We start from the raw sequence: 26,681 nt of genomic DNA, 5'->3' as shown, positions 1-26,681 counted from the left end.
ATGAAGACCGACACCCCCACCACGAGACTCGCCGGAACCGGCCTCCGCGTCGGCTACGACCAGCGGACGATCATCCACGAGCTCGACATCGCGATCCCCGACGACTCGTTCACCGTCATCGTCGGCCCGAACGCCTGCGGCAAGTCGACGCTCCTGCGTGCCCTCGCACGGCTGCTGAAGCCGACCCAGGGACAGGTCGTGCTCGACGGTCAGGAGATCACCCGGTACCCGTCGAAGGAGGTCGCGAAGCGCATCGGGCTGCTGCCGCAGACGTCGATCGCGCCGGACGGCATCTCGGTGATCGACCTCGTGTCGCGGGGCCGGTACCCGCACCAGTCGATCCTCCGACGCTGGTCGGCGGCCGATGAGGCGGCGGTGCTCGCGGCGATGGAGGCGACGAACGTCACCGAGCTGTCCGGTCGCCTCGTCGACGAGCTGTCCGGCGGCCAGCGCCAGCGGGTGTGGGTGGCGATGGCGCTCGCGCAGGAGACGCCGCTGCTGCTGCTCGACGAGCCGACGACCTTCCTCGACATCACGCATCAGGTCGAGCTGCTCGACCTCTTCACCCGGCTCAACCAGGAGGGTGGCCGCACCCTCGTCGCGGTCCTGCACGACCTCAACCAGGCGGCACGGTACGCGACGCACCTGATCGCGATGCGGGACGGACACGTGGTCGCGCAGGGTGCGCCTGCGGACATCGTGACGGCCGAGCTCGTCGAGGAGGTCTTCGGGCTCCGCTGCCGGATCATCGACGACCCCGAGTCGCACACGCCGCTCGTCATCCCGCTGATGGGCGCGCACTGACCCGTGGTGGTGACCGGCGTCAGCGCGGTGCGCTGGCGTGAGCGCGGGTTTGTGGGCGTGGGCGCGCCCCGCTGACGTGAGCGCGGGTCTCTGGAGGGGTGCGCTCACGCCGATGGGGCGCGCTGACGGGGTGGACGCGTGCCGGCGTCAGCAGCCGATGGCTGGTTTGCCGGGTCGGCAGGGTTTGTCGACGCCGACGGTCGAGTTCCGCACGATCTGGACCGTGTGGGGTTCTTCGGTCGGGATCGACAGGGTTCCGACGACGGGAAGCCACCCACTGTCGCCGATGCGATACTCGGCGGCGTACTCGACCTCCGCGGTGATGATCTTGGTCCCGACGCTCGTGTAGCGGTGGCTGGTCGGGGTCTTGGCGAACTCGGCCAGCCCGAGGGGCGCCCAGGTCGACCCGCCGGTCCGGCTGGTGGCGGTCTCGCCGTCGCCGTAGTCGAAGGTGAATCCGACGGGGATGAAGTTCACCTCCGCGGCCTGGCCGAGGAGCGTGCCGGTGCGGGTGTGGCCGGAGGCGCCGGCGATGACGTTGGTGTGGAGTCCGCGGACACTCCAGGCGGCGGGTTCAGTGGTGACGGTCGGGGCGGCGGGGGCGAAGCTTGCGACGTCGCGGATCGTGACGGGCTGCGCGGCGGGTGCTGCGCCGAGGTCGGTGCCGAGGTCGCCCGGGGTGAAGGTGTAACACTCGTCCGGCCGCATGAGGCTGCAGACCGTGCGTTCACCATTCGGGCCGTCGGTCACCCCGGGCGGCAGCTCACCCGAACCACCGCTGTCTCCGCCCGTCCCGCCACCGGAACCACCGCTTCCACCCGAACCAGGCTGCTCGATGCTGCCACCGATGTCGACCGAGCCGTTACCGATACAAGCGCCGATGGAATGGTCCAAGTCCGAGCACTGCGCAGCGACCGCCGCAGTCCCGGGGCCGAGTGCGAGGATCAGGCCGAGGACCAGCGCCCAGCCGGTGAGCACCGTCGGACGGTGAGATTCGTTCAGTCGCATTGGTCCTTCTCCTTCTGCTTGGAACTCACGAAGAGCGATCGATCTGCTTCTCGGTACGCGACTTCGACCGACCAGAGCGACTGGGTCGCGCGATCAGCTGGCACGACAGACGCCCCGGCGCTATCGAGCACCTGGACTTTCGAGATATCGACACAGACGTCTGCACGAGCCACGATCTGGAGGGAGTCCGGGTGGGGCAGCCAGAGGTCGAGGACGACCGATTGGATCGACGGCGTGCCGGTGACGGCGTACCCCAGCTCTGCCGATCGGCGGTACCCGTCGATCTCGACCTGGGCGACGTCGTCTGATGCCAGCGTCGAGATCCGTTCCGGGTTCGCTCCACCTTCGGCGAGGATCTGGAACGAGAGCTCCTGGAAACGCTGATACGTCTCGGTCACGGCCGCCAGCGCCTGTTCCTCGCTCTCGAAAACCGGCAGCGAAGTCGTCGGAGGTGGTGCGGGTTCAGGTCCGGTGCATGCGGTGAGGGCGAGGAGCCCCGCCGCGAGGACGAGCGTGGAGGCAGAGCGAGAGCGCGAGGTCCGTGGCATCCCTCGACGCTAAGCGCGCCCAGACTCCCGCCCAGGGTTATCCACAGAGCAGATATGCCTACACGGACATATGTCGCACAAGTGGTCCGTGTGCCAGCGCTGTGCGCTGGCGTGAGCGCACCCCAGGGGACGCGAGCGCGGGTCTCCGGAGGGGCGCGCTCGCGTCAAAGACCCGCGCTCACGTCAGCGCACCGCGCTGGCCGAAGCACAAGCGTTACCGAGACGTGACTTGGGAAGCTTAGGCTTACCTCATACCCCACGTCTTCAACGGAAAGCAGAACATGCGCCGCATGCCCCGCACCCTCACCGCCGTCGCCGCCCTCGCGGTCGCCGGCCTCGCCCTCGCCGGCTGCACCGCCGGGTCCTCCACCGACGACGCCTCCACCGGCACGCTCGGCACCGTCGACACCATGTTCGGCGAGGTGACCGTCCCGGAGCCCGCCGGCGACCTCACCGTCGTCGCCCTCGGCTGGTCCGACGCGGAGATGGCACTCTCCCTCGGCGTGGTGCCCGTCGGCGTGTACGACTGGCAGTCCTTCGGCGCCGACAACAAGGCCGTCGGCCCGTGGGCCACCGACCTGTTCGGCGACGTCACCCCCGAGATCATCGAGGACAGCGGCGACACCGTCAACTACGAGCAGATCCAGGCGCTCGAACCCGACCTCATCCTCAACACCCGCTCCGCCGGCGACGAGAAGCAGTACGAGCGACTCTCGGAGATCGCCCCGACCGTCTTCGCGCCCAAGGGGACCGCCGCGTTCGCGACCCCGTGGGACGTCCAGCTCGAGCAGGTCGCCGCGGCGCTCGGGAAGACCCAGGAGGGCGACGCACTCGTCTCCGCCACGAAACAGTCGATCAACGAGGCCGCCGACCTCCACCAGGAGTTCGCCGGGCTCACCACCGTCGCCGCGACGAAGTTCGGCGACGCCTACGGCGCTTACCTCGAGGGTGACGGTCGCTTCGACATCCTCGCCGACCTCGGCTTCCAGCAGAACCCGGCCGTCCTCGACCTCGAGGCCTCCGGCTTCTACGCGGCGGTCTCCGCCGAGCAGGTGTCCGCGTTCGACGCCGACGTCGCCGTCCTCCTCCCGATCGGGTTCAGCGCAGCGGACACCACCGCCGACCCGCTCCTCGCGAGCCTCCCCGTGGTGCAGGACGGTCGCGCGATCGTCCTCGACCCCACCGACGAGCTCACGCAGGCCTACAGCGCGGCGTCCGTGCTCAGCATCCCCGTCGTCCTCGAGCAGCTCGTCCCGAAGCTCGCCGAGGCCGCCGCCAAGGTCGCGAAGTAGGGTCCAGCCCACCAGCACCACAGCAGGAGATCCGCGCGAGAGCCGGACGGAATCGCGTCTTCCGTCCGGCTCTCGCGCGGTTCTCTGGCTCTCGTGCCTGCCGGGGGGCCGCTCGGGCTCAGGCCGGCCGGGACAACTTCCGCAACCGCGCGAACCCCAACGCCGCGACGATCACGAGCACCCCCACTAACAGGACGACGGCCGCGCCCGGCGCCGCCGGTGCCAGCGCCGTCAGCCCACCGCCGACGAGGAGCGCCAGCAGGATGGCGTCCGACTGCCAGAGCAGGACGTTCAACGAGGACGCGTCGCCGAACGGCGTCGGGACGGGCATGAGCAGCAGGATCGGCAGCGGTCCCTTCGCGGCGTCGAACGTCCGGAGCGCGACGATCCACACCGCGAGCAGCAGCCACCACCCGAGCGGCTGGAGCAGTGCCATGCCACCCGGCGCCGCAGAGGCGAGGGTACCGAGCAGGGCACCGATCCCACCGATCACGACCGCGGCCAACAGCGGGGCGACGGCTCCGGCGACCACGAGCGAGCGCGGGCCCCGACCGTAGAGCGTCGGCGTCCCGGCGCTCTCGACCCCGTGCCGCACCGCGTCGCACCAGACGCCCACCGCGAGGTAGGCGAGGAACGCCGCGGGGACGGCGAGCATCCACCGCACACCGTCCGGGAGGCCGAAGGAGAGACCGACCGCTGCACCGGACGCCGCCAGGACCAGGGAACCGAGGGCGACCCGCCCGGGTGTCCGCCGAGCTCCGACGATCGACCGCCGGAGGACGACGAGCCAGAACGGCCCGGTCATCCGCAGCGGCACACGGCGACCGCTCGTCGGGGAGGCTCGCAGCCCGCCGACGGCACCCGAGGCATCGCCGCTCTGCAGCATCATCCCGACCCGCTGCCAGCGCAGCGCCTGATCGAGGAGGGGTCCGCCCCGCAGCCCGTCCAGCGCCCTCGGGACGAGCAGGAGGGAGACCGCCCCGAGCACGACGAGCGCGACCGCCGGCCACCAGGACACCGGCACCCCCACCGACGCGAACCAGCCACCGCCGCCACCCCAGGTGAAGAGCCCCGCCCAGTCCCCCGTCGCGAGTGCACTGCCGAGCACCATGCTCTCGATGCCGCCCGCGACCGGCGACCAGAGGAGCCCCAGCCACCCCCACGGGGAGACGAGCAGCATGCCCGGGACGAGGAGACCGAGCACCCCGCCCACACCGGCGACGATGACCACGGCGGCCACCGTCCGTCGCGAACCGTGCTGACCGAGCAGCCACGCCACCGCGAGGAGCAGCGAGAAGCCTACGGCACCGATCACGAAGGCCACCACGGCGGCGGGGACGGTCGGTCCGGTCATGCCGATCACCGAGGCCGTGTCGGCGGCCACTCCCACCGAGACGGTCGCCCGCTCCCCCGGCACCAGGAGTCGCGACAAGCCGACCACCCCGGCCACGAGGACCGAGAGCCCCGCGAGTGCGAGCGTGGAGGCGACGAAGGGACGACGCAGGGTGAGCCGACGCGGCAGTGGCGAATCGGCGAGGAACTGCACCGCCGCAGGCCTCGGCACGACCGGTCCCCTCGTACGGCCTCCGAGCACGACGACGATCGTCGCGATCGCCGAGAGCAGCGCGACCACCCCGGGCTGGACGGCCGCCACGACGCCCGCGGCATCCGGCTCGATCAGTCCGAGGACCGCGAACCGCACGAGCGGAGCGCCCACGATGAGTGCGACGAGCAGCGCGGCGTAGACGACGAACGCGACGTCGGTGACCCGCGGACGCCCGTCGCGCGCGGCGAGCACCGCCCGGCCGGCGCGGAGGATCCGACGGTCGTCGCGCGAGATGCGCCCGGAGTCGGTGCTCACGGGGCTTCGACCGTGATCGCCTCGTCCGCGACCCGTTCGACGAGCCCGGCGTCGTGGCTCGCGAAGACGATCGCCGCACCGCGCTCCTTCGCGAGCAGGATGCGGTCGGCGACGAGGCCACGCCGCTCGGCGTCGAGGCGCTGCTCCGGTTCGTCGAGCACGAGGACGTCGAACGGCCTGACGAGCGCCGTCGCCAGGGCGAACAGCTGCGACTGACCCGAGGACAGCTCGGTGGCGAAGCGCCGCGCGAGCGTGTCGATGCGGAGGGCCGCGAGCAGCTCGTCGGCGGCGGCGTCCGCCGCCTGGCCGGTCACACCCCAGGTCGTCGAGATGTAGCGCAGGTGTTCGCGCAGCGTCAGGTCCGGCGCGTAGGCCGGGGTGCCGATGAGGGCTGAGACGGAGCGACGCACCGTGCGGTCGCGGTCGTCGATGGTCCGGCCGCCGATCGTCGCCGTCCCGCTCGACGGACGCAGCCGTCCACTGAGGATCCGCAGCAGCGTCGTCTTGCCCGATCCGTTCCGGCCTCGGACGGCGAGCGCCATCCCCCGCTCGACCCGGATGTCCGTCGGCGCCAGCAGGATCTCCCCGTCGATCACCGCTCCGACGCCGTCCGCCTCGATCAGCGGCTGCATCGCGGCAACCGACTCCCCCTCGTGTCCCGACATCGTCCCATCCTCGCAGGCGTCCGCCGAGGTGTCCTCCACCGTGCGGCGGATCGCGCGGTCGGGCGTCGGGGCTCAACACGTCGGTCGAGGGTGCAGAATGCAGAGCATGGGAATCGTCACCGGGCGCCGGAACGCGCGTCCGCCGAAGCAGCGCCGCGCAGGTGGACCAACCGACGGCGACACCTACGACGAGGTCGTCAGGGACATCCGTGCCGGACGACTCGACGCCGACACGGGCGCGGAGCGACTGATCGACCGGCTGACCGATGCGGAGCTCCTGGGGCTGCTCGACGGCGACTCCCCGCGCCGACTCCTCCCGCTGATCCCCGTGCTGCTCCACCGGCGTCCGTTCGTGGCCGGAGCCGTCCCACGGCTCGGGATCCCGGGGATCCGGTTCAGTGACGGCGCCCGCGGTGTCGTCATCGGCGAGTCCACCGCGTTCCCCGTGACGATGGCGCGCGCAGCGACCTGGGACCCGGAGCTCGAGGAGCGGGTGGGTGAGGCGATCGGTGCGGAGACGCGGACCCGGGGGGCGAACTACTCGGCGTCCGTCTGCGTCAACCTCCTGCGCCATCCCGCGTGGGGCCGCGCACAGGAGTGCTACGGCGAGGACCCGGTGCTGACGGGCCGGATGGGGTCGGCCATGACCCGCGGCGTCCGCGTCCACACGATGGCGTGCGTGAAGCACTTCGCGCTCAACTCCATGGAGGACGAGCGGTTCGAGGTCGACGTCTCCGTGGACGACCACGCACTGCACGAGGTCTACCTGCCGCACTTCAAGGCCGTGATCGACGCCGGCGCGGACTCGGTCATGAGCGCGTACAACCGGGTGCGGGGCGAGTACATGGACGTCAACCGTCCGCTGCTCACCGAGGTGCTGCGGGAGGAGTGGGGCTTCACGGGCTTCGTGACGAGCGACTGGGTCTTCGGGACCCATGACGCGGTCGGCAGCCTCGAGGCCGGGATGGACGTGGAGATGCCGCTCCGCCTGCGACGGGCGCACGAGTTGCCCGCCGCCCTGCGGGACGGCACCCTCGAGCACGCCACCGTCCTGCGCTCGGCCCGGCGCATCCTGCGGACGACCCTCCTGCATGCCGCGACCCGCGCCGAACCGCAGCCCTCGGCGGACGTCGTCGCCGGCTCGGCCCATCGCGCGCTCGCCCGACACGTCGCCGAGGAGTCGATCGTGCTCCTCGCCAACCGGCCGGTCGGCGACGGCGTACCGCTCCTCCCGCTGTCGCCGACGACCCGTCGGATCGCGGTGCTCGGTCGTCTCGCCGATCGCGCGAACCTCGGCGACCACGGCTCGTCACGCGTCCGCCCGCCGACCACCGTCTCGCCGCTGCAGGGGCTCCGTGAGGCACTCCCCGACACGCAGATCACGACCACCCCGGCCGGCAAGGTGCGGGCCGCGGTCGCTGCGGCGGCGGCCGCCGACACGGCCATCGTCGTCGTCGGCTTCGACCAGCACGACGAGGGCGAGTCGGTCGTCACCGGCGGCGTCGACGTCGGCGTCCTCGGGGCGGCCCTGGACTCGGGTCGACTCCGCAGCGCGATCACCGGCGTCGCGCACCTGGCGTCGCGGTTCGTGCGCGGCGGCGATCGCACCTCGCTCCGCCTCCGGCCCTCGGACGAACGCCTCATCCTGGCCGTCGCCGCTGCCAACCCGCGCACGGTCGTCGTGCTCATCGGCGGGAGCGCGATCCTCACCGAGGCCTGGCGTGACCGCGTCCCGGCCCTCGTCCTCGCCTGGTACGGCGGGATGGAGGGCGGTCGAGCGCTCGCCGACGTCCTGACCGGTGTGGTCGAGCCCGGCGGGCGACTGCCCTTCGTGATCCCGACCGATCCCGCGCACCTGCCGCCGTTCGACCGCGAGGCGAAGGCCGTCGTGTACGACGACCGCTGGGGTCAGCGGCGGTTGGACGAGGAGGGCCACACACCGGCCTTCCCGTTCGGCTTCGGCCTCGGGTACACGACGATCGACCACCGCCTGCTCGGGCACCGGTTCGACGACACCGGCGGGACCGCCGAGGTCCTCGTGACGAACACCGGTCACCGCGAGGGGTCGACCGTCGTCCAGCTCTACGCAGCCGACACCGCACTCGATCGACCGGTCGCCCAACTCCTCGGGTTCCGGAAGGTGACCCTGCAGGCGGGCGAGGAACGCGTCGTCCGGGTCTCCCTCGATCCGACGCCGACGCTCGAACGCGACCCGATCACCCGCCGCTGGTCGGCCCGCGTCGGCGACTGGGCCCTGCAGGCCGTCCAGCACAGCCCGTCGACCTGGACGACCGCGACCCCGCTGCGGATCGGTGACAGCGACCTCGACGACGACCCCACCCGACTGCCGGACACAGCCGGCTGACCCGAGCCGATCAGCTCGGGCCGGCCGACTCGAGGTCGGCGAGGCCCTCGACCCGCACGGCGAGCTCGTCGTCCCGTCCGAGGACGGCGCGGAGCAGACGCTGCGTGTCGCGCCGGACGGAGAGCACGGCGTCGTCGCGTCGAAGCACGAGGGTGCCGTCCGGGCCGGTGTAACGCTGTTGCAGGTCGTCCAGCTCACCGGCCCGGAGCAGCGCCACCGTGCTGGACGCCGCCGGGTCGACGAGCCGGACGAGCGCCGACTCGCCCTCGAGCTCACTCGCGACCAACCGCCGCGCGCTCGCGTCGAAGATCGTCTTCTGCGCTGCCCGGGTCACGACGAACGGTCGAGCGGGACCGTCGAGCAGCCGGTCGACGACGTCGCGGGCCGCGTCGGGGCGACCGACCCGTCGGGCCGCGGCCTGCATCCGCGCCAGACGACCCGGCTCGCCGAGGATCCCGTCGATCTTCCACCCGATCGTCGTCGCGGTGTTGCACCGGACGGCCGCACCCTGCTCCATGAGGTAGTCGCCGTTGCGGACCTCCTGCCCGGGGATGGGGTTCACGAGCACCATCGGCAGACCGGCGGCCATGCACTCGGACGCCGACAATCCTCCGGGCTTGCCGATGAACAGGTCGGCCCTGCGCAGGAGCTGCGGCATCTCGTCGGTGAAGCCGAGCACGGTGTAGCGGTCGTCGCCGGGCGCGATGAGGTCCTCGACGCTCCGCCGCAGCGCCTCGTTCCGCCCGCACACGATCGTCGCGGTGAACGGCGACCGCAGGTGCAGTGTCTGTCGGACGACCGCGAGCGCGTAGTCACCGCCGGACGCGCCGGCCGAGATGAGCAGCATGGGCGGCGCTGCCGGGTCGCGCTCGGCCGGGGCGCTCGGCTGAGCGGCGATGGGGATCCCCGAAGCCACGACGCGGTCGGTCGGAAGACCGAGGGCCGTCAGCTGGACCCGTCCCTCCTCCCGGGCGAGGAAGAGCGCGTGGAAGGCGCTCGTCAGCCACAGCCCCTGGAAGTCGTAGTCCGTGGTGACGATCGCGGTCCTGGCGTCGACGGCGCCTCGGAGGATGAGGGAGGCCAGCAACTGGGCCGGGAGGAAGTGGGTGCAGATGATCGCCGAGGGCCTGAAGCGTTTGATCGCGCTGACCACCGGCATGGCGTTCGCCCGCGTCCAGGGGTCGAGCGGGCCGCGACGACGGAACGGTGCGTCGCTGAGGTCGTAGCCCCACTCCACGAGCCAGGGCGTCTCCTCGACGAGCACGAAGTACCCCTTGCCGAGGACGTCGCGGTACAGGGAGGTGCTCGCCTGCAGGACGTCCAGCACCTCGACCTCGGTGACGTCGGGACGCCCGGCGCACGCCTGTTCCACCGCGGCGGCGGCGCTGTTGTGTCCGGACCCGACCCCGGCCGACAGGATCAGGACGCGTTCGCCGCCGTCCGGCCCGGGGTGCTGCTTCGATGTCCTGCGCATGAGCCGATGCTAGCGCGCGGCCTCCGGCGCCAGGGCCGCCTCGTACAGGGCGATGAGGCGGGTCGTCTGCGTCGACTGGCGCAGGGTGCGGGCGAGGCCCGGTGCGACGACAGGTGCGGTACCCGCCTCGATGTCGGCGACGGCGCGACGGATCGCTTCGGCGAGCGCCTCGACCCCACCGTCCGTCGGCTGCCACATCGAGTCGGCCGGGAGCTCCGCCGCGATGTTCGGGTCGCTGATGATCGACGGTGTGCCGAGTGCGGCAGCCTCGAACACGGTCATGCCCTGCGTCTCGAACCCGATCGACGTCTGCACGAGCGCGTCGGCGTCGGCGATCGCGCGCAGCGAGTCGGGGTAGGAGACGCGTCCGGCGAAGACGACGTGGTCGGCGAGGTCGTGTTCGGCGACGAACGCCTGGGCCTTCGCGAGCAGGAGCCCCGCCCCGTATAGGCGGAACACCGCGTCGACGTCCGCGAGCCGGACCGCCTCGAGGAACTCCATGAGCCGCTTCTCCTGGCTGAAGCGGCCGATCCACACGAACGACGGCAACCGATGCGGCACGTGGAGCGTGGTCGCGCGTTCGTCGAGGATCTCGTCGAGCACCGCGTCGTCGACGCCCGTCGACAGGACCTCGGCGTGGGCGGTCACCCCTTGCTCGCGGAGGACGCGTGCGAAGTGGTGCGATGGCGCGATGACGATGGACGCACGCTTGGCGAACTCCTGCAGGTAGGACCAGACGCCCGTCGGCAGGGTCGAGAGCCGCGGCCGGAGGACCCGGCGCTGCCACCACGACAGGGCTCCGACGACGAGGCCCGGCGCCGGCATGGTCTGCTCGATGCCGACGTCCATGCGGTTGTGCATCGTGTGGAGGGCCGGGATCCCGTGCCGTTCGGCGTAGCGGTAGGCCGTGAGCGCCTGCCAGAAGTCGGCCTGCACGTGCACGACGTCGACCGGGGGCAGCTCCGCCAGACGTGCGTCGAGCCAGCGGTCGGTGAGGCGGCCGGGCACGGTCATCGAATACTCGCGGTCGAGGGTGATGGGGATCGAGGGGGTGTCGAGGTAGTGCGGGTCGTCGTCGTGCGCCTGGTGCATCCGCGGCGAGCACACCGTGACGGTGTGCCCCGCGGCCTCCAGGAAGCGCCGCTGCAGCCGGATCGAGACCTGGGCCCCGCCGGACGACTCGGGGTGCTGGTCGCTGAAGACGAGGATGTGCATGGTCACCAAGGCTACCCGTGGCATCCGGGTCCCGGTTGTCCGGCGCCGCGACTCAGGCTTCGTCGAGGACGGCGACGATCGACTCCTGCAGGTACCCGAGCCAGGCGTAGATCGCCATCATGAGCTGCGGATCCTGCTCCTCGTCCGAGGTCGTCGGAGCCGGGTCGAACGGCTCCGCGTCGTCCTCCTCGATGCCGAGTCGCGCCGCGATGGTGAGCCGGGTGTCGTTGAGGAACCGCAGCCAGGTCCAGGCCGTCTCGCCCTCGAGGGTCACGGCTGCACCGTCCTCGTGCCCGACCGGGACATCCGTCGGCTGAGCTGCGTCGGAAGCATCGGCGGTGAGCGCAGCCAGGACGGTCCGCGCCGCGGTCACCTTGCCGCCGACGAGGTCGTCCGCGGTGAAGCGTCGGAACTCCGCGGCGGCCTCGGGGTCGTCGCGGTACCCCTCCGGCACCAGTCGCGCCATGGCGGGGTCGAGCTCCACGGCGGTCGCCAGCCCGGCGCGCGTCGCGTCCTCGAGCATGTCGACGAGCTGGCTCGCCAACTGTTCGAGGATCGACGTCTCCTGCTCGTCGAGACGCAGCACGACGGGCCCGATGGGCGGACGGACGAAGGCGCTCATGCGTCGGCCTTCGCGAGCGAGGCCCAGAGCCCGTACCCGTGCATGGCTTCGACGTGGCGTTCCATCTCCTCGCGGTTGCCGGTGGCGACGACGGCGCGTCCCTCGTGGTGCACGGCGAGCATGAGTCGCTCCGCCTCATCGTGGGTGTAGCCGAAGTAGCTGCGGAACACGAGGGAGACGTAGGACATGAGGTTCACCGGATCGTTCCACACGATGGTGACCCACGGTTGCATGGTGAGGGTCGCCTCGTCGACGATCGGCTGGTCGAGGATCTGCGCCATCCTCCAAGCCTCCCACGATGCGTGCCGCAGCGCCTCCCCGCCGGGGTCCGACTCAGGAAGCGGACGGTGCGCCGGCGCGCGGCTGGCGGAGCGGTAGGGTCACGGTGAAGGTGGAGCCGCGGCCCGGGCGGCTCGACACGGTGATCCAGCCGTGATGAGCCTCGGTGATGGACTTCACGATCGACAGTCCGAGGCCGACACCGGGCCGCGCATCGTCGCGGACCTCCCTGGCCCGGAAGAAGCGGTCGAAGAGCTGCCGCTGGTCGTCCGGCGAGATGCCGATGCCGGTGTCCGCGATCGTGACGGTGCAGGTCGTCCCGTCCACCGCGACGGTCACGACGACGCGCCCGCCGCGCGGCGTGTACTTCACCGCGTTCGACAGCAGGTTGTCGAGGACCTGGCGGAGTCGGCCACCGTCGCCCTCCAGTTCCACGTGCGGCGGGACCTCGGCTCGGACGACGACACCGGCCTCCGACGCCTGCGGCAGGACCGCGGCCGCGCTCGCCCGGGCGATGTCGGCGATGTCGGTGAGGGCGATCCGCACGCGCATCTCGGCGTCGCCCGCCGCGAGCAGGTCCCCGATGATCGCGTACAGCTGCTCCGCGTTGCGCTGGATCGTGGAGACCTCACGCTCCAGTCCGAGCTGCCGCAGGTCATGTCCCTCGGTGAGGAGGTCGAGGTAGCCGATGATCGACGTCAACGGGGTACGGAGTTCGTGCGAGACGTCGATGAGGAACGCTTCGCGCAGCGCCACCGCGTCGGCGAGGTCGGTGACGTCGTGACCGACGGTGATGGTGCCGACGAACGTCCCGTCGTCGGTGTGCACCTGTCGCGCGTTCCCGATGATGGCGCGCTGGTCGCCCGGCTCACCCACCCAGTACAGATCGCCACGGAAGCTCTCCCCGCGCAACGCCCGGTTGATGACCTGCTTCTCGGGTGGCAGCCGGGTCTTCCGGTCCGGTCCATAGACGTGGACGCCGGCCCGGGTCTTGGGGTCGAAGCCCGCCAGTCGGGCCTGCTCGTACGTGGCCTCGTTCCGGAGGGCGGCGGTCCCGTCGGGTCGGAAGAAGGCGACGGCGGCGTCGACGGACTCCGAGACCGTCGTCGCGATGGCCGCAGCCTCGGTCGCTGCGGCGAGCGCGATGCGCGCGCGTCCTTCATGGGCGCGGAGCTGACGCGCGGCCAGGTGCACGGTGACGGTCATGATGAGGACGAGCGCGGGCAGGATGCAGATCGCGCCCCACCCGCCAGGCGTCGTCGGCCACGCTCCGGCGCGCGCCACCGGGACGAGGGAGACGAAGATCGCTCCGAACACCGGCACGGGCAGTGCCGAGACCCCGAACCCGCCGGCGAGCCAGAGCACCGGGATCACGATGAGGAGACCCGACGTCGGCAGGTTCGGCAAGGTGTCGCGGAAGAACCCGACGGCGAGGATGTCGATGGTCGGCACGAGTACCAGCAGACCACGGAGCGCACCGGACGGCGGCACGGCGAACAGCAGGGACGTGGCCGCGGCGGTGAGGGAGAGCCCGATGAGGAAGTCGGGCTCCAGGAGCGTCCAGGTCGAGGTCAGTCCGACGTAGACGCCGAGCATCAGGATCGAGGCGATGAACGCGAACTGCGCACCGGCGAAGAGGTGGTTCGTCCGTGGCAGGGGTGCGGCGGCCGCTGCCGGGACGGAGATACCGACGATCGGTGACGCGGGCCGCGGGGCGGCAGCAGGTCGAGTCGGGGCGGGGCGGGCCGGGCCCGGCTGAACGGGACCCGCCTGCATGGGGCTGGCCGAGCGCCGCCACGATCACGGAATCGTGGGTCCTGGGGCTGACGCTGGGCCATGGCTGCTCTCCGGAGGGGACGAGCGATCACCGGGATCGGGCCGCTCACTCCCGAACCCTACCCGGTGCGCGGACCGCGTTCAGCAACCGTTGACAGCAGGCGGCTCAGGTCGGGAGTCGATCGGGCCGCTTCGGCGGGTACACCCAGGTGACCATCACCACCGAGATCATCATGAGCAGGAACCACGACACCAGCTTGGTGAGCGGGACGAGCTGCCAGCCGTCCTCCTGATTCGGGTACAGCCAAGCGCCCGTGATCGTCCCGATGTTCTCGGCGATCCAGATGAAGCAGGCGACGAGCAGGAACGCCACCAACACGGGCATGCGGTGCGTCCGACGGAACACGCGGAAGTGCATCATCGTCCGCGCGAACACGACGAGGACGGCGGCGAGCAGCACCCATCGCAGATCCACGATGAAGTGCTGGCTGAAGAAGTTCAAGTAGATGCCGGCCGCGATGATCGTCGTGAGCCACACCCGTGGATAGCGGTCGAACCGGAGGTCGAAGAGCCGGTACACCCGGACCATGTACGACCCGACGGCCGCGTACATGAACCCGGTGTACAAGGGCACGGCGCCGAGGTGCAGGACCCCGCCGCCGTCGTACTCCCACGACCCCACCCCGGTCTTGAACAGTTCCATGCCCGTCCCGACGACGTGGAACAGGACGATCACCCAGAGCTCGCGGCCCGTCTCGAGCCTGGTGACGATCATGACCACCTGGATGACGATGGCAGCGACGACGAGCGCGTCGTTGCGGGCGAGCCAGACGTCGTCCGGGTACCAGAGGCGGGCGGCGACGATGACCGCGAGCATCGCTGCGCCGAAGATGCACGCCCACGCCTGTTTCGCCCCGAAGACGAGGAACTCGACCAGCTTCGCCCGCGCACCGCCGTCGGGGGCGTCGCGCAGGAGCCGGTTGGCCCGGTCGTCGATCCAGCGCTCGACCGCGGTGAGATCGTGCTGATCTCGGCGGCGCGAGCCGCGAGGTGCTCCGTCTGCAGGAATGGACGGCTCGGACATCGGGCCAGCATACGGGCACATTCGGCGCCGCACCTGAGACGTCGGGAGCACCCCGACGCGGACCCGGGCACCGAGTCGTAGGCTTGTGTCATGCCACATCATCAGATGATCAGGATCGCCGCCTCTGCGCTGGTCGCGGTGGTCACCGCCGCGGCTCTCACGGGCTGTGGTGATGTCAATGCGGGCTCGGCGGCCGCCCGCGACTTCAAGCAGCTCCTGGCCGACGTCCCGGACGTGGTCGACATCGAGACGACGAGTAGCAACGATCTGCCCTGGAGCGGAACGGCGTCGGCGTTCGTCCTCCTGGACGACGCGGTCTCCGACGACCACCTCGGTGAGATCGTCGACCGCGTCGGCGGATTCCTCAGCGAGCAGTCCAAGCGGAGCGGCGGGGCCACCTGGGAAGGCGTCGATCTCACCGTGCGAGGGTTCTCCGTCTCCGTCCTCGGCCGACGCGAGGACAACGCGACGCAGCTGGAGCTGCTCGCTGCGCTCGAGGAGGAGGGCGTGCCGGGCGGCGAGTTGCAGCTCGCCGCCGCGGGGACGGACGGCGTGCGTGCCTCGTCCCTGACCCTCGTGGCACGTCCCGATGAGGACTTCCTCGACGCCTACGACCTGGCCAGGAAGACGGCCGACGAGACCCCCACCTACGCGACCGCGGTCGTCACCGGCACCAGCGACGACGGCCTCGACGAGGCGGATCACGACTTCCCCCTCCGAAGCGAAGCCGCACGGTTCTCGATCTCCTCGCGAGGCGAGGACGATACGACCGGGGGCGGCGACCCGGCGCCGAGCCGCGCCGCCTACCTGGCCGTGGCCGAACAGTTCGACGTGATCGGAGCCTCCCTGACCCCGGACGCCCTCGACCTGCGCGTCTCGAAGGTCGAGGATGTGCCGGCCGCGACCACGGTCGCGGCCGGCGTGGTGCCGGCGGACGTGGCCGTACAGATCCAAGGCGGCATCGTCACCTGGGACGACGGAGCGCCGGCGGCCGAGACGCTGCCGGTCGTCCAGGCCCTCGGCGCGGTTCCCGGCGTGATCACGATCGCGGCGTCGAGTGACAGCGTCAGGCTCACGGTCGCGGACCCGGCGGCGGGCCGCGCCGCCCTCGACGCCCTCGACGCCCTGCCGGAGGCTTCGGTCGTCGAGTCGCTCGGCATCGACGGCCCCGTCATCAACGGTTCGCCTGGCACGTTCTCGGTGCGCGGCACTCGCGGGGAAGCGACCGTGCTGTTCGCCCTGGTCGAGCAGTTGACCGCGACCGGCACACTGACCTCCTTCGAGGGCAGCGTCGATCACCTGCAGGTCGAAGTCCACGCGGGCGACGACACGATGCTCGGGACAGCGATCGGCCTGGTCAAGGCGGGTGTCGCTCCGGGGACGTCAACCAGCATCGAGCTCGACGGTGAGCCGGGGACCTGGTGGTTCGATGCCGCGGACACCATCTCGATCGACGCCTCCGAGTACGCCGACGAGTCCCCCGAGGAGACCGCACTCCGCGAGCGCATCGAGCGCCTCTGGAACGCCGCCTGACGTCCACAACTCCTGCAACACCCGTCCGGACCGTCGACGATGCGGGTGCCCGAGCGGCCGGTGCCCGTCGAGCGGTCCAAGCAGCAGGAGTTACGGACGCGGCTCGCCGGCGGCCCGGGGGCGCGAGACCGTCACCGTGAACTTCTGGTTGCGCGCGAACTGCGTCGTCGGACCGACGAGCCGCTCGAGGGCAGCCCGGTAGCCGAGGTGCGAGTTCCACACGACGGCGAGGGTGCCGCCCGGCTGCAGGACACGCGCGGCCTCGGCGAACAGGTCGTGTGCGACGCCCGTGTGGACGGTGGTCCCGCTGTGGAAGGGCGGGTTCAGGACGATGAGGTCCGCTGACGCGTCCGGCTGCATCGACAGGCCGTCGTCGCGGAGCACCGTGATGCGCTCGGCCAGTCGGCGGTCGGCGTCGTCGTTGGCGGCGATGGTCGCGGTGGTCGAGGCGACCGCGGCGGCGGACTGGTCGGTCGCGATGACCGCGAGCTCGGGCCGGGCGATGGCGAGCGACACCGCGAGGACGCCGGTGCCGCAGCCGAGGTCGATGGCCGTCCGGGCGTCGGGCGCGATCTCCGGCAGCGCCTCGAGCAGGAAGCGGGTGCCGATGTCGAGCTTCGTGCCGGCGAACGCCGCGCCGGCGGCGGCGATGGTCAGGCCGATGTCGGCATGGTGCTCGGTGCGCAGCGCGGCCGGGGCCGCGGTGTCGGCCTCGTCACGCGCTCCCTCGATGGCTGCGGTCGCCGGGTCGCTCGCACGGAGCACCCGGGACTTCTGCCGGGCGAGGCTCGCGGTGACGGTCGAGAAGCTCCGACCGAGGACCTCGTTCATCGCGGGCGTGAGGTGCTTCACCCGGCCACCGGCCAGGAGACGGACATCAGCGGCGCCCCAGCGGGCCACGGCGGCGGCGATCTCGTGCAGGGCTTCGAGGTGCTTCGGGAGTTGGAGGAGGACGAGTGATGCGCCCGTGAACAGCTCCTCGCCGAGCGGCAGGTTGCGGAAGCCGCCGTCGATGCCGAGCCGTTCGGCGTTGGCCGCGAGGGCCCGTTCTCCGACGGCGGCGTCCTGGTGGACCCGGACGTCGGTCGCCCCCAGGAGCGCGATGGCCCCGAGGGTGAGTGCCCCGTAGGCGTCGCCGACGACGACGATCTCGCCGGGTGTCGGCACCCGCCCGGCCAGGGCCACGGCCGCTTCGTCGAGCAGGAGCCGGTCGGTCGCGTCGACGGCGAAGAGGTTGGGTGCCTCGTGATCGGGGAACCGGCGCAGCGCGTCGAAGGAGAACTCGGGCATCCCCTCAGCGTACCGGCGGGCCGTCCGCACGGGTTCGCGTGGTCAGGACGCGGGGACCGCCGCCACGGCGTCGATCTCGACGAGCGCTCCCGGGCGTGCCGGGGCGACGGAGACGACTGTCACCGCGGTCCGGCGACCACCCCAGACCGCCGCGGTCGCCGCGTAGCCGTCGGACGGATCGATCCCTGGCGCAAGGTAGATGGTGAGTTTCGCGACGTGCTCGGGCCCGGAACCGGCCTCGGCGAGCACGGTGAGGACGTTGCGGAGTGCCTGCTCCGTCTGCGGGCCGAGGCCGTCGAGGAGGGCGCCCTCGGCGTCGACGCCGTTCTGTCCGCCGATGAACAGCGTCGGGCCGGCTGGGAGGATCATGCCCTGCGCGAAAGCGGGGCTCGTGTACATGGAGGGCGGATCGACGGCGATCGGCATCGTGGTCATGCTGGCGTCCCTTCTGGAGCGGCGACACAGCCTGGACCGGCTGCTGCAGCGATTCTGCTCCCGGGGACCGACGCCGTCCAGTGGTCAGCCGCGTCCGCGCGCGCGTCGGGCCGGCTTCTCCGCCTTCACGGCTCGGAGGACCACCGGGAACAGCAGGACGCCGAGCCCGGCGGAGACGAAGAGGTTGACGACCGTGGCGATCGCGACGCCCTGGCCGAAGGCGCGCACGGTCTCGAGGCCGCTGGCGTCCTCGGCTCGGACGCTCGCGATCGCTCCGAACACGATCACGACGCTGATGAACGCGAAGACGAACTGCAGCGGGACGGTGGCCCACATGCCCCAGTGCGTCACGGCTCCCGCGCGACGCACGCCGTGACGTCGCAGGATCCGCACGCTGAGCGCGATGCCACCGAAGAAGGCGATGACACCGAGCGCGACGTACCCCCACACCCAGGCCCCGAACGGAGGCGACAGGAACAGCAGGATGAAGCCGAACATGCGGGAGAAGCCGTCGACCCACTCGGCCTCACCCGCACCGAGCAGGACGCCGACGAGTATCGGGGCACCGATCACGATGAGCGTGAGCAGCGGGAGCACGCCCGCGATGAGACCGAAGTACATGAGGGGGTAGGCGGTCAGTCCGGTCAGCCGGGCGCCGCGCCGCCTCCGGGCCGTCGCGGGTGCGGTCTGCGCCGGATCCGGCTTCGTCACCACGGGCTGCGCGCTCATGCCCCAACCCTACGCGGCCGGCAGACGCGCGAAAGCGCACTCGTGGTCGTCATCCGTGCGGGATGACGACCACGAGTGCGCTTTCGTCGGCTACTCGGAGAGCGACGGCCGCCAGACGACGACCTCGGTCCGGCGGCGGGTGCGGGTACCGCTCCGCATCGGGACGACGCTCCCCTCCATACCGGCGGCGAACACCCGGTTGCCCGGGGTCCGCAGCAGGGCGTTGGCGAGCGCGTGCTCGAGCTCCCGCACCCGACCCTGGAGCGAGCTGACCTCGTTCTCCAGGGTCAGGATGCGGGAGATGCCCTTGAGGCTGACGCCCTCGGCACTGAGCCTGGACACCTCACGGAGCTGGGCGATGTCGCGCATCGAGTACCTGCGCGACTTCCCCGCGGTCCGCGTCGGCGACACGAGCCCGAGCCGGTCGTACTGCCGGAGGGTCTGCGGGTGCATGCCAGCGAGCTCGGCAGCCATCGCGATCGCGAAGACCGGCGAATGCTCGTCCATGCTCCCTGCCCTTCCGTGTGCTGCTGGCTACTAGCCCCGAGCCCGAGCGATGAGCTCGTCGCGGGGGTTGTCCTTCGGCTCCAGCTCGTGGAACCGTTCGAGTGCTTCCTTGGCCTCGCCGCCGAGATGCGCCGGGACGACGATCTGCACGACGGCCAGGAGGTCGCCGGTGCCCTTCGTCGTCGCGACACCGCGGCCCTTGACGCGCAGGACGCGGCCACTCGGCGTACCGGGGGCGACCCGCAGCCTGACGGGGTCGCCGCCGAGCGTCGGAACCTCGATCGTGGCGCCGAGCGCGGCCTCCACGAAGGTGACCGGCACGGTGACGCGGAGGTTCAGGCCGTCGCGTTCGAACACGGGATGCTTGCGGACACTCACGGTGACCACGATATCGCCGGGTTCGCCGCCATCCGGACTCGGCTGCCCCTTGCCGCGCAGGCGGATCTTCTGTCCATCCGACACCCCCGCCGGGATCTTCACCTTGATGGTGCGTCCCTCGGAGGTCTGCAGGGAGATGGTGTCGCCCTGCGTCGCCGTGATGAAGTCGATCGTCGTGTGCGCGGTGATGTCGCGCCCCGGCGTCGGCCCGCCGTAGCCGCGGAAGCCGCCGGAGGTCTGGCCGAAGCCACCCTGGCCGAACATGCCGCCGAGGATGTCCTCGTAGCCGGGAGGAGCCTGCTGGTAGCTGTAGCTCTGGCGACCGCCACCACCACCGCCCCCACCGAACATCGTCCCGAAGACGTCCTCGAAGCCACCCTGGCCGCCGCCGGCACCCGGAGCGGTGAAGCGGGCTCCACCGCCCATCGCACGAACGGCGTCGTACTCCTTGCGCTGCTCGGGGTCGCCGAGGACCGAGTGGGCCTCGCTGATCTCCTTGAACTTCGCCTCGGCCTTCGCATCACCCGGGTTGGAGTCCGGGTGGTACTGCCTGGCGAGCTTCCGGTAGACCTTCTTCAGCTCCGCGGGCGTCACGTCCTTCTTGACGCCGAGGACCTTGTAGAAGTCCTTGTCGAACCAGTCCTGACTCGCCATGGCTAGCTCGCCGGGACCGCGACGACCACCTTCGCGGCGCGCAGCAGGGTGGAGCCCAGGTGGTACCCGGTCTCCACGACGTCGAGGACGGTCTCGCCCTCGGCGCCCGGCGTGGGCTGCTGGAAGATGGCCTCGTGCACGTTGGGGTCGAAGGTCTCGCCGACCGCTCCGAACGGCTTCAGCCCGAGCTTCTCGGCAGCGCCGCGGAGCTTGGCCGCGATCTGCGTGAAGGGGGCGTCGCCCTCGAGGTCGCCGTGCTTGTCAGCGCGGTCGAGGTCGTCGAGTACCGGGAGCAGGACCTTGGCGACCTCGCCGGTGGTGCGCTCGCGCTCCACCTCGCGGCCGGCCTCGGTGCGCTTCCGGTAGTTCGCGTACTCGGCCGTGACGCGCTGCAGGTCGCCGAGGCGTTCCGCAGCGAGCTGCTCGGCCGGGGAGAGGTCGCCGCCCTGCACGGGCTCCTCGGGAGCCGCGTTGAGGATGTCCTCGACGGTCAGCTCGTCGTCGGCGGCCGGTGCGTCGGCGGATTCGGCAGGTGCGCCCGAGGGGGCCGACGCGTCGGCGTCAGCCCCCTCGGTGCCAGGCTGACGAACCTCGCCGGTCTCCGGGTCGATCCGTCGCTTGTCACGAATGATGGGATCGTCCTGGTTCTGGTTCTGGTTCTCGTCAGTCATGGTTACTTCTTGTCCTTGTCGTCTTCGTCCTCGACGACCTCGGCGTCGACGACGTCCTCATCGGAGGTCGCCTCCTCGGCCGGGGCCTCGGTTCCTGCGGCGGACTCGGAGGCCTGCGCCTGGGCGTAGATCGCCTCGCCGAGCTTGACCTGGCTCTCGTTGAGCTTGTCGAACGCGGTCTTCACCGCGTCCTCGTCCTCACCGGCGAGTGCGCTCTTCAGAGCGTCGACGTCGGCCTGGACGTCGGTCTTGACGTCCTCGGGCAGCTTGTCGTCGTTCTCCTTGATGAGCTTGTCGATCGAGTAGGCGAGCTGCTCGGCGCTGTTGCGGACCTCGGCCTGCTCGCGGCGGGCCTTGTCGTCCGCAGCGTGCTCCTCGGCCTCGCGGACCATGCGCTCGATGTCCTCCTTGCCGAGGGACGAGCCACCGGTGATGGTCATCGACTGCTCCTTGCCGGTGCCCTTGTCCTTGGCGGACACGTGCACGATGCCGTTGGCGTCGATGTCGAAGGTGACCTCGACCTGCGGCACACCGCGCGGAGCCGGCGCGATGCCGGTCAGCTCGAAGGTGCCGAGGTTCTTGTTGTCGCGGGTGAACTCGCGCTCGCCCTGGAAGACCTGGATCGCGACGGACGGCTGGTTGTCGTCGGCCGTGGTGAAGGTCTCGCTCCGCTTCGTGGGGATCGCGGTGTTGCGCTCGATGAGCTTCGTCATGATGCCACCCTTGGTCTCGATACCGAGCGACAGGGGGTGACGTCGATGAGCAGCACGTCCTTGCGCTCACCCTTCAGCACGCCGGCCTGGAGGGCTGCGCCGACGGCGACGACCTCGTCAGGGTTGACGCCCTTGTTGGGCTCCTGACCACCGGTGAGCTTCTTGACGAGCTCGGCGACGGCGGGCATACGGGTCGATCCACCGACGAGCACGACGTGCGCGATGTCGGAGACCTTCACGCCGGCCTCGGCGATGACGTCGTTGAACGGCTTGCGGGTGCGCTCGAGCAGGTCCTGCGTGAGCTCCTCGAACTTGGCGCGGGAGAGCGTCTCGTCGAGGTTGGCCGGGCCGTTCTCCGTGAGGGAGAGGTAGGGGAGCTGGATCGAGGTCGACATCGAGGAGCTGAGCTCCTTCTTCGCCTGCTCGGCGGCCTCCTTGAGGCGCTGCTTCGCGATCTTGTCGCCCGAGACGTCGACACCGGTCGAGTCCTTGAAGCGCTTGATCAGGTAGTCGACGACGCGCTGGTCCCAGTCGTCTCCACCGAGGCGGTTGTCACCGGAGGTGGAACGGACCTGGATGGTGGAGAAGTCGTCGTCCTTGCCCACTTCGAGCAGCGAGACGTCGAAGGTACCGCCACCAAGGTCGAAGACGAGGATGAGCTCGTCCTCCTTGCCGCGGTCGAGGCCGTAGGCGAGGGCTGCAGCGGTCGGCTCGTTGATGATGCGGAGCACGTTGAGGCCTGCGACCTCACCGGCCTCCTTCGTGGCCTGACGCTCGGCGTCGTTGAAGTAGGCGGGGACGGTGATGACCGCGTCGGTCACCGTGTCGCCCAGGTACTGCTCGGCGTCGCGCTTCAGCTTCGCGAGGATGCGGGCGGACAGCTCCTGCGGCGTGTACTTCTTGCCGTCGACGTCGAACTTCCAGTCGGTGCCCATGTGGCGCTTGACGCTCGCGATGGTGCGGTCGACGTTGGTGACGGCCTGGCGCTTCGCGGTCTCGCCGACGAGCACCTCGCCGTCCTTGGTGAATGCGACGACCGACGGGGTGGTGCGGAAGCCCTCGGCGTTGGCGATGACGGTGGGTTCTCCACCTTCGAGGACGGCGACCACCGAGTTGGTGGTACCGAGGTCGATGCCTACTGCACGTGCCATGTGTTGGTTCTCCTTGTGTTGACTGCCGGTTCGGAACTCGTCGACTCGGGCGGCATGCGGATGGCGTCCGGCCGACTCGACGAGCTCGGCACCGAGCTGGTTGATGGGGTGATGCTGGTGTGACGTCGAGACTTGAGCCCCGATGACTCAATGCTACCGAGGCCCGGTTTCGACGTCAAGAAAGTTGAGTCCGCCTGGCTCAACTCCCAGCGGATGGCCAGTTTGCGCGATCCCCGTGCTGCCCCTGATCCGCCGGACTCGGCGCGACTCCTAGGCTTGTGGGATGTCGCGCCGCCACTCCCCTCGTCTCCTGACCGCCCTCGTCGCAACGATCGGAGCCCTCGCCCTCGCCGGGTGCGGATCCGGAGCGCCGTCGCCGAGCTCCACGGCCATGAGCACTCCGAGCGCCACCCCACCTCGACGCCCTCCGCCGAGGCGACCGAGACGGCCGCAGCTGCGACGTGCGACACGATCCTCACTGAGCAGGGATATGCGGACCTCGCGCAGACCCAGATGGAACCGCGGGCGTACCAGGTCACACGGACCGACCTGACGTTCCTCGTCGACGCCGGTGGCGTCGCGTGCACCTGGACGAAGCCGCAGACCGACATCTCGGCGACGGTCGCGCAGGCACCGTTCGACGAGACGGCCTGGGCGGCGAAGCAGGTCGAACTCGAGGCCGCCGGATTCGTCGAGAGCGACGAGTCCGGACTTCCGTTCCTCCTCGAGCCGACCGACCCGGGCGGCAACCTCTCCGGTGGCTTCGTGTGGCAGGACGGGCAACTCTTCTACGTGAGCGCGCCGAGCCTGCTGGATTCGGTGCAAGGACTTCAGGAGTAGGAACACTCCGGGCTGCTCCGGTCACCGAGCCTGTCGAGGTGCCCGCGCGCACAGACGGCGACAGGCTCAGGGTCCGGAGGTCAGGTCCCTGAGCCTGTCGATCCATCTCCCGGCCTAGGCGGCTTCCGCCACCATCACAGACCGCTCGGTGACGACGATCCTCCCGCCGACCGCGTCGACGTGCACGGTCGAGCCGTCGCCGACCCCGCCGCCCACGACGAGCTCGGCGATGCGGTCGTCGACCTCACGCTGGATGAGGCGACGCAGGGGGCGTGCACCGTACTCCGGCTCGTAGCCGAGCTCCGCGAGGAGGGCGCGCGCTTCCGGAGTCGTCTCGAGTGACGCACCGCGCGCGGCCAACCGTTCGGTCGTGCGGCCGAGCATCAGCGCGACGATCTCCTGCAGCTGCTGCTGGTCGAGCTTGCGGAAGAGGACGATCTCATCGATGCGGTTGAGGAACTCCGGACGCATCGCCTCGCGCAGCTTGCCCATGACCCGGGCCCGCAGCGCCTCCTCGGAGCCGAAGCCCGTCGGGTCGTCGGCGCCACCGGCCACGAAGCCCATCGCACCGGACCGGGAGGCCAGGAACTCGGAGCCGAGGTTCGAGGTCATGACGACGACCGTGTTGCGGAAGTCGATCGTCCGCCCCTGACCGTCGGTCAGGCGACCGTCGTCGAGGACCTGCAAGAGCAGGTTGAAGACGTCCGGGTGCGCCTTCTCGATCTCGTCGAACAGCACGATCGAGTACGGGTTGCGCCGCACGCGCTCGGTGAGCTGGCCCGCCTCGTCGAACCCGACGTACCCGGGAGGGGCACCGACGAGTCGCGACACCGTGTGGCGTTCGCCGAACTCGCTCATGTCGAAGCGGATCACGGAGTGCTCGTCCGCGAACAGGGATCCGGCGAGTGCCTTCGCGAGCTCCGTCTTACCCACGCCGGTGGGACCGAGGAACAGGAAGCTGCCGACGGGTCGGTTCGCGTCGCCCATGCCCGTGCGGTTGCGGCGGACGGCCTTCGACACCGCGGTCACGGCGTCGTGCTGGCCGATGACGCGAGCGTGCAGTTCGTCCTCGAGGCCGGCGAGACGTTCCCGCTCGCCCTCCGTGAGCCGACTGACCGGGATGCCGGTGGCGCGGGACACGACGCCGGCGATCTGGGCCTCGTCGACGACGGCGTCGCGGTCGGTGCGCGCGCCGGGGCCGTTGGAGGCGGCGTCGAGCTTCGCCTGCACGGCGGTGATCTCATCGCGGATGCGCGAGGCCTCCTCGTAGTGCTCGGCCGACACGGCAGCGTTCTTCGACGCCTCGAGTGTCGCGAGCTCCTCGACGAGGGCACTCACGTCGACCGCCTTCCCGAGCCGCAACCGCAGTCGGGCGCCGGCCTGGTCGACGAGGTCGATGGCCTTGTCGGGCAGGACACGGTCGGGCAGGTAGCGGGCCGAGAGCTCGACGGCGGCGCGGAGGGCGGCGTCGGTGAAGCGGACGTCGTGGTGCTCCTCGTAGGCCGGACGGAGACCGTCGAGGATGAGGACGGCGTCCTCGATCGACGGCTCGCCGACGCGCACGGGCTGGAAGCGGCGTTCGAGTGCCGGGTCCTTCTCGATCCCGCGGTACTCACGGAGCGTGGTCGCACCGATGAGGTGCAGCTCACCGCGAGCGAGACGCGGCTTGAGCATGTTGCCGGCGTCCATGCCGCCTTCGCCGGATCCTCCGGCGCCGACGACGGTGTGGACCTCGTCGATGAAGACGATCAGCTCGGAGCGGTTGGCTGCGATCTCGTCGAGCAGGCCGGTGAGGCGCTCCTCGAAGTCGCCGCGGTACCGGGTTCCGGCGACCATGGCAGGCAGGTCGAGTGAGATGACGCGCTTATCGCGCAACTGCTCCGGGACGCCGCCGTCGACAATCGCCTGGGCGAGTCCCTCGACGACCGCGGTCTTGCCGACGCCGGCCTCGCCGACGAGCACGGGGTTGTTCTTCGTGCGGCGGGAGAGGATCTCGATGGTCTGCTCGATCTCCTCGGAACGTCCGATGACGGGGTCGAGCGACCCGCCTGCGGCGAGCGCCGTGAGGTCGGTGCCGAAACGGTCGAGCATCGGGGTGTCCGAGTCGAGGTCGTCGGCATCGCGGTCGTCCTGGTCGTCGGTGGCGACGCCGGGGTCGCCGACGGTCTGGCGCATGCCCTGCGTCAGCGCCTCCGCCGTGACGCCGGCGCGCGCGAGGACCTCACCGGCGGGCGAGTCCTGGTTGATGACGAGCGCGAAGAAGAGGTGCTCAGGGTCGACGTACGTCGATCCGGCGGCGCGGGCCACCTGGTAGGCGTGGAACAGCGCGCGCTGGGCCGACGGCGTGATGGCCGGGTCCTTGACGCTCGGCGAGGACGCCTGCGGCAGGCGCTGCTCGGCGGCCTTGGCGATGATCTTCGGGTCGACGCCGAGGCGCGCGACGGCGTCCTTGGCGGGCTCCTCGCTCACGATGACGCGCAGGATGTGCAGCGCGTCGAGCTCGTTCTGGCCGCGCTCCAGCGCGAACCGGCCGGCGCGCTGCAGGATCTCCTGCGTCCGTGCGGTGAGGAAGCGGCTGAGGTCGATGGTCCGCGCCGAACGCGCCCGCTCGCCCTCGAGGTATCGGGCGAGGAAGTCGTCGAACGACGACGATCCGCCGTCTGCTGCTGCGCCGCCCTGGGTGAAGTCTTCGGGCACGTGAACCTCCTGGATTCAAACTTGAGTGTCGTACGCTCAAGTCCAACGCGGGGTGCCCGAAGCTATTCCCGGCAACGATCCTCGTCCCAG

General features: G+C 70.7%; 22 protein-coding genes and 1 pseudogene. 5 read left to right on the top strand and 18 right to left on the bottom strand.

The window, feature by feature from the left end:
- Positions 1-804: an ABC transporter ATP-binding protein gene (locus FGL15_RS12465; protein ID WP_138946288.1), complete on the top strand. Its 804-nt coding sequence runs from the start codon at positions 1-3 to the stop codon at positions 802-804.
- Between the two features lie 147 nt (positions 805-951).
- On the opposite strand, the gene FGL15_RS12460 is transcribed toward FGL15_RS12465, so the two are convergent.
- Together FGL15_RS12460 and FGL15_RS12455 are read right to left on the bottom strand one after the other, a co-directional pair.
- Complete coding sequence (locus FGL15_RS12460) at positions 952-1,812, bottom strand: hypothetical protein (protein ID WP_138946287.1); 861 nt, start codon at positions 1,810-1,812, stop codon at positions 952-954.
- A complete protein-coding gene (locus tag FGL15_RS12455; protein ID WP_138946286.1) occupies positions 1,803-2,360 on the bottom strand; it encodes a hypothetical protein in 558 nt (185 codons plus the stop codon). The genes FGL15_RS12460 and FGL15_RS12455 overlap by 10 nt, the downstream gene beginning before the upstream one ends.
- A gap of 290 nt (positions 2,361-2,650) precedes the next feature.
- Here FGL15_RS12455 and FGL15_RS12450 point away from each other — a divergent pair, with 290 nt between their 5' ends.
- On the top strand, positions 2,651-3,652 hold the full coding sequence (locus FGL15_RS12450) for an ABC transporter substrate-binding protein (protein ID WP_205858616.1): 1,002 nt from the start codon (positions 2,651-2,653) through the stop codon (positions 3,650-3,652).
- A gap of 118 nt (positions 3,653-3,770) precedes the next feature.
- Here FGL15_RS12450 and FGL15_RS12445 read toward each other — a convergent pair whose 3' ends face one another.
- Together FGL15_RS12445 and FGL15_RS12440 are read right to left on the bottom strand one after the other, a co-directional pair.
- Complete coding sequence (locus FGL15_RS12445; protein ID WP_138946284.1) at positions 3,771-5,513, bottom strand: hypothetical protein; 1,743 nt, start codon at positions 5,511-5,513, stop codon at positions 3,771-3,773.
- The gene (locus FGL15_RS12440; protein ID WP_240773526.1) at positions 5,510-6,178 is read right to left on the bottom strand and encodes an ABC transporter ATP-binding protein; all 669 of its coding nucleotides are present in this window, start codon (positions 6,176-6,178) and stop codon (positions 5,510-5,512) included. The genes FGL15_RS12445 and FGL15_RS12440 overlap by 4 nt, the downstream gene beginning before the upstream one ends.
- A gap of 106 nt (positions 6,179-6,284) precedes the next feature.
- Between FGL15_RS12440 and FGL15_RS12435 the strand changes: the two genes are divergently transcribed.
- The gene (locus tag FGL15_RS12435) at positions 6,285-8,543 is read left to right on the top strand and encodes a beta-glucosidase (protein ID WP_138946283.1); all 2,259 of its coding nucleotides are present in this window, start codon (positions 6,285-6,287) and stop codon (positions 8,541-8,543) included.
- 10 nt (positions 8,544-8,553) lie between these two features.
- On the opposite strand, the gene FGL15_RS12430 is transcribed toward FGL15_RS12435, so the two are convergent.
- The 6 genes from FGL15_RS12430 to FGL15_RS12405 all read right to left on the bottom strand — a co-directional run bounded on the left by FGL15_RS12430 (position 8,554) and on the right by FGL15_RS12405 (position 14,993).
- Positions 8,554-10,017 (bottom strand): glycosyltransferase, encoded by a 1,464-nt coding sequence (locus FGL15_RS12430; protein WP_138946282.1) that lies wholly within the window; start codon positions 10,015-10,017, stop codon positions 8,554-8,556.
- Between the two features lie 9 nt (positions 10,018-10,026).
- On the bottom strand, positions 10,027-11,232 hold the full coding sequence (locus FGL15_RS12425) for a glycosyltransferase (RefSeq protein ID WP_138946281.1): 1,206 nt from the start codon (positions 11,230-11,232) through the stop codon (positions 10,027-10,029).
- Positions 11,233-11,284: 52 nt separating this feature from the next.
- Entirely contained in the window at positions 11,285-11,854 is a 570-nt protein-coding gene (locus FGL15_RS12420; protein WP_138946280.1) for a DUF2017 family protein, read from the bottom strand.
- A complete protein-coding gene (clpS, locus tag FGL15_RS12415) occupies positions 11,851-12,135 on the bottom strand; it encodes an ATP-dependent Clp protease adapter ClpS (protein ID WP_138946279.1) in 285 nt (94 codons plus the stop codon). The genes FGL15_RS12420 and clpS overlap by 4 nt, the downstream gene beginning before the upstream one ends.
- Before the next feature lie 52 nt (positions 12,136-12,187).
- The gene (locus FGL15_RS12410; RefSeq protein WP_138946278.1) at positions 12,188-13,909 is read right to left on the bottom strand and encodes a HAMP domain-containing sensor histidine kinase; all 1,722 of its coding nucleotides are present in this window, start codon (positions 13,907-13,909) and stop codon (positions 12,188-12,190) included.
- Positions 13,910-14,075: 166 nt separating this feature from the next.
- Complete coding sequence (locus FGL15_RS12405) at positions 14,076-14,993, bottom strand: DUF817 domain-containing protein (RefSeq protein WP_138946277.1); 918 nt, start codon at positions 14,991-14,993, stop codon at positions 14,076-14,078.
- Positions 14,994-15,083: 90 nt separating this feature from the next.
- On the opposite strand from FGL15_RS12405, the gene FGL15_RS12400 reads away from it, so the two are divergent.
- Positions 15,084-16,526 carry a hypothetical protein gene (locus FGL15_RS12400; RefSeq protein WP_138946276.1) on the top strand — a complete coding sequence of 481 codons (1,443 nt, stop codon included), beginning with the start codon at positions 15,084-15,086 and terminating at the stop codon, positions 16,524-16,526.
- Positions 16,527-16,616: 90 nt separating this feature from the next.
- Here FGL15_RS12400 and FGL15_RS12395 read toward each other — a convergent pair whose 3' ends face one another.
- From FGL15_RS12395 to dnaK, 7 genes and pseudogenes are all read right to left on the bottom strand, one after another.
- Positions 16,617-17,816: a methyltransferase gene (locus FGL15_RS12395; protein WP_138946275.1), complete on the bottom strand. Its 1,200-nt coding sequence runs from the start codon at positions 17,814-17,816 to the stop codon at positions 16,617-16,619.
- A 42-nt stretch (positions 17,817-17,858) separates the two neighbouring features.
- Positions 17,859-18,251, bottom strand: a complete 393-nt coding sequence (locus tag FGL15_RS12390) for a RidA family protein (protein ID WP_086473043.1) — start codon at positions 18,249-18,251, stop codon at positions 17,859-17,861.
- 84 nt (positions 18,252-18,335) lie between these two features.
- Positions 18,336-18,980, bottom strand: a complete 645-nt coding sequence (locus tag FGL15_RS12385; RefSeq protein WP_138946274.1) for a hypothetical protein — start codon at positions 18,978-18,980, stop codon at positions 18,336-18,338.
- Between the two features lie 90 nt (positions 18,981-19,070).
- The gene (locus FGL15_RS12380) at positions 19,071-19,487 is read right to left on the bottom strand and encodes a heat shock protein transcriptional repressor HspR (RefSeq protein WP_138946273.1); all 417 of its coding nucleotides are present in this window, start codon (positions 19,485-19,487) and stop codon (positions 19,071-19,073) included.
- Between the two features lie 30 nt (positions 19,488-19,517).
- A complete protein-coding gene (locus FGL15_RS12375; protein ID WP_138946272.1) occupies positions 19,518-20,519 on the bottom strand; it encodes a DnaJ C-terminal domain-containing protein in 1,002 nt (333 codons plus the stop codon).
- 2 nt (positions 20,520-20,521) lie between these two features.
- Positions 20,522-21,190 (bottom strand): nucleotide exchange factor GrpE, encoded by a 669-nt coding sequence (locus FGL15_RS12370; protein WP_138946271.1) that lies wholly within the window; start codon positions 21,188-21,190, stop codon positions 20,522-20,524.
- 2 nt (positions 21,191-21,192) lie between these two features.
- A pseudogene (gene dnaK, locus FGL15_RS12365) lies at positions 21,193-23,054 on the bottom strand (molecular chaperone DnaK).
- Between the two features lie 354 nt (positions 23,055-23,408).
- Here dnaK and FGL15_RS12360 point away from each other — a divergent pair.
- Positions 23,409-23,894: a hypothetical protein gene (locus FGL15_RS12360; protein ID WP_138946270.1), complete on the top strand. Its 486-nt coding sequence runs from the start codon at positions 23,409-23,411 to the stop codon at positions 23,892-23,894.
- A gap of 114 nt (positions 23,895-24,008) precedes the next feature.
- Here the strand turns inward: FGL15_RS12360 and FGL15_RS12355 are convergent, their stop codons facing one another.
- A complete protein-coding gene (locus tag FGL15_RS12355) occupies positions 24,009-26,591 on the bottom strand; it encodes an ATP-dependent Clp protease ATP-binding subunit (protein WP_138946269.1) in 2,583 nt (860 codons plus the stop codon).
- Between the last annotated feature and the right edge of the window lie 90 nt (positions 26,592-26,681).

The sequence above is a fragment of the Plantibacter sp. M259 genome (genome assembly GCF_006065115.1).
In the GTDB taxonomy this organism is placed as follows: Bacteria; Actinomycetota; Actinomycetes; order Actinomycetales; family Microbacteriaceae; genus Plantibacter; species Plantibacter auratus.
This window is presented reverse-complemented; position numbering and strand designations above follow the sequence as displayed.